At 75.7% G+C, this 3,168-nt stretch carries 3 protein-coding genes; all 3 read left to right on the top strand.

Features of this window, described 5'->3' with window-relative positions:
- Window positions 1–928 (top strand): CoA-transferase (locus R7226_RS31160; RefSeq protein WP_318601450.1); only part of this gene is annotated, 928 nt, incomplete at its 5' end.
- Window positions 925–2,082: a CaiB/BaiF CoA transferase family protein gene (locus tag R7226_RS31155; protein WP_318601449.1), complete on the top strand. Its 1,158-nt coding sequence runs from the start codon at window positions 925–927 to the stop codon at window positions 2,080–2,082. The genes R7226_RS31160 and R7226_RS31155, both read left to right, overlap by 4 nt.
- Window positions 2,082–3,168 (top strand): extracellular solute-binding protein (locus tag R7226_RS31150; protein ID WP_318601448.1); only part of this gene is annotated, 1,087 nt, incomplete at its 3' end. The genes R7226_RS31155 and R7226_RS31150, both read left to right, overlap by 1 nt.

Genomic DNA, 3,168 nt, shown 5'->3' with positions numbered 1-3,168 from the left:
CGCGGTCGCGCGTGGGCGCGCCGTCGCGGCGCTCCCGGCGGCCGCGATCGTGCGGGCGCTGGAGCGGGCCGGCGCCGACGCCGACGCCGCTCCCGCCACCCCCGCCGAGACGATGGTCTGCGCGCTCGCGCGGACGGTCGCGGCCGGCGACGTCGCGACCGTCGGCTCCGCCAGCCCGCTGCCGACCGTCGCCTACCTGCTCGCGAAGCTGCTGTGGGCGCCCGACCTGCTGCTGATGTCGTTCAACGGCGGCCTCGTCGACGTCGGCTGGCGGCCGATGACGCTGTCGCTCGCCGAGCAGCTCGACTTCCACACCGCCGCCGCGCACGCCGGCGGCGACGAGACCTACCACTGGTATTACCAGCAGGGACGCGTCACGCACGAGGTCGTCGGCACCGCCCAGCTCGACGTCAGCGGCGCGACCAACAACATCAGCGTCCGCCGCCCCGACGGCAGCGAGATCCGCCTGCCCGGCCAGGGCGGGATGGCCGACGTCGCCAACCTCCACCGCTCCTTCCTGCTCTACCTGCCGCGGCAGAGCAGACGCAACACGGTCGAGCGCGTCGACGTCCGCAGCGCCGCGCGCGTGCTGCCCGGGCCGACGACGGTCCTCACCGACCTCGGCCGCTTCGAGCGCCAGGCCACCGCCGACGGCGACCGGCTCGTGCTGACCCACCTGCATTCCGGCGTCGCGCTCGAGCAGGTGCGCGAGCGGACCGGCTGGCCGCTGCGCGTCGCCGAGGGGCTGCGCACGACGCCGGCCCCGACCGCGCAGGAGCTGCGCGCGCTGCGCGAGCGCGTCGACCCGCTCGGCGTGCGCCGCCTCGACTTCGTCCCCGCCGCCGAGCGCGGCGCCCTGATCGACGAGCTGCTGGACCGCGAGGACCGGCTGCTCGCCGCCGCCACCGATGGAGGACCACCGACGTGACCGACCAGCACGGACCGCTCTCGCACCTGAAGGTGCTCGACTTCACCCAGCTCCTCCAGGGTCCGCTGGCGACGCAGATCCTCGCCGACCTCGGCGCCGACGTGATCAAGTTCGAGAAGCCCGGAGGTGAGTGGATGCGCCACTGGGGGATACTCGCCTCTCGGACCCATGGCGAGATGGACTCCTTCCTCGCGTTCAACCGCAACAAGCGGTCGGTCGCGGTCGACCTCAAGGACCCCGCGGCCGTCGCCGCGATCCTGCGGCTGGCCGAAGACGCCGACGTCGTCGTCGAGAACTTCCGCCCCGGCGTGATGGACCGTCTCGGACTTGGCTACGACGCCTTCGCGGCGCGCAACCCCGAGCTGGTCTACGCCAGCTCCAGCGGCTACGGCCAGAGCGGCCCGTACGCCGGCCGCCCCGGGCAGGACCTGCTCGCGCAGGCGATGACCGGCGCGCTGACGTTGACCGGCCGCCGCGACGACCCGCCGCTGGCATGCGGGATCGGGATCGCCGACGAGTACACCGGCATGCACCTCGTGACCGCGATCCTCGCCGCGCTCTGCAATCGCGACGCCGGCGGCGGCGGGCAGCGCGTCGCCGTCGACCTCTTCTCCTGCACCGTCGCCGCGCAGCAGCAGGAGCTGACCGTCCACCTCAACCGCGACGAGCCGCTGCAGCGCGCGGCCGGCAACGTCGGCCACGTCGGCGGCACGGCGCCGTTCGGGATCTACGGCACCGCCGACGGTCACCTCGCGCTCGCGATGATGGCGCTGCCGCGACTGGGGCAGATCCTCGGCGTCGCGTGGCTCGACGAGTTCGACTCCGACGAGCTGGCCTTCCGCGAGCGCGACCGCGTCCACGCGCTGCTCGACGCGCACTTCGGGACCGACACGACCGCGCGCTGGCTGGAGCTGCTCGACGCGCACGACGTCTGGTGCGCGCCTGTGCAGGACCACGACCAGCTCGAACGCGACCCGCAGCTCGCGCACGCCGGGCTGCTGTGGGAGGTGCCGGTCGGCGATGACCCGGAGGCGACCTTCCGCACCGTCGGCTCGCCGTTCTCGTTCTCCAAGACGCCGCCGCGGCTGCGGCGCGGGGTGCCGCGCGCGGGGCAGGACACCGCCGCGGTGCTGGGAGCGCTGGAGCCGGCCTGATGCGCGCGATCGGCTGGGACCACCCGCGTTGCGCCGAGCCGATGCTCGCCGCCTCCGCCGCCTGGCACGAGCTGACCGGCGTCACGGTCGCCTGGGAGTTCCGGCCGCTGGCCGCCTTCAACGACCAGCCGCTGCACGAGCTGGCGCCCGACTACGACCTGCTCGTGATCGACCATCCGGCGATCGCCGAGGCGGTCGAGCACGGCGCGCTGCGCCCGCTGGAGGAGCTGCTGCCGGCCGAGCGCGTGCTGCGGCTGACGCAGGAGGCGGTCGGGCCCAGCGGCGCCAGCTACCGCTGGGACGGCGCGACGTGGGCGCTGGCGGTCGACGCCGCCTGTCACGTCAGCGCCCGCCGCCCGCGGCTGCTGGAGCAGCTGGGGGAGGAGGAGCCGTCGACGTGGCCGCAGGTGCTCGACCTCGCCCGGCGCCACCCCGGCCTCGTCGCGCTGCCGCTGCTGCCGGCCGACGCGCTCTGCGCGCTGCTGTCGATCGCCGCGACGCACGGACGGGCGCCGACGCTCGCCGATCCGGCACCGCAGGCGGCGATCGAGCTGCTCGCCGAATTGACGCCGCTGCTGCATCCGGCGTCGTGGAGCTGCGCCCCGCCGCGGCTGCTGGCGCGGATGGCGGGCGGCGAGCCGATCGCCTACGTCCCGTTGACCTTCGGCTACAGCGGCCTCGCCGGCGATCACCTGCGCTACGGCGACGTGCCCGCCGGACCGGGCGGACTGCGCATGCCGATCCTCGGCGGCGCCGGCCTCGCCGTCTCGGCGACGAGCAGGGACGCCGGCCTCGCCGCCGGCTTCGCCGCGTGGCTGTGCGACGAGCCGGTCCAGCGCGAGCTGGTGCTCGGTCACGGCGGCCAGCCGGCGCACGCCGCCGTGTGGGGCGATCCGGCGCGGCCGGGTCCGGCCGCCGGCTTCCTGCGCGACACGCGCGGGAGCATGGTGGCGGCGTTCGCGCGGCCGGCGCATCCGGCGTGGCCGGCCTTCCACCATGACGCCGGCGTCGCGCTCGCCGGCGCGCTGGCGGCAGGCGAGCCGCCGGCCGCGGTGGCGCGGCGGCTGCGGACGTTGGCGCAGCCGC

Source organism: Conexibacter stalactiti (assembly GCF_033542075.1).
GTDB classification, from domain to species: domain Bacteria; phylum Actinomycetota; class Thermoleophilia; order Solirubrobacterales; family Solirubrobacteraceae; genus Conexibacter; species Conexibacter stalactiti.
This window is presented reverse-complemented; position numbering and strand designations above follow the sequence as displayed.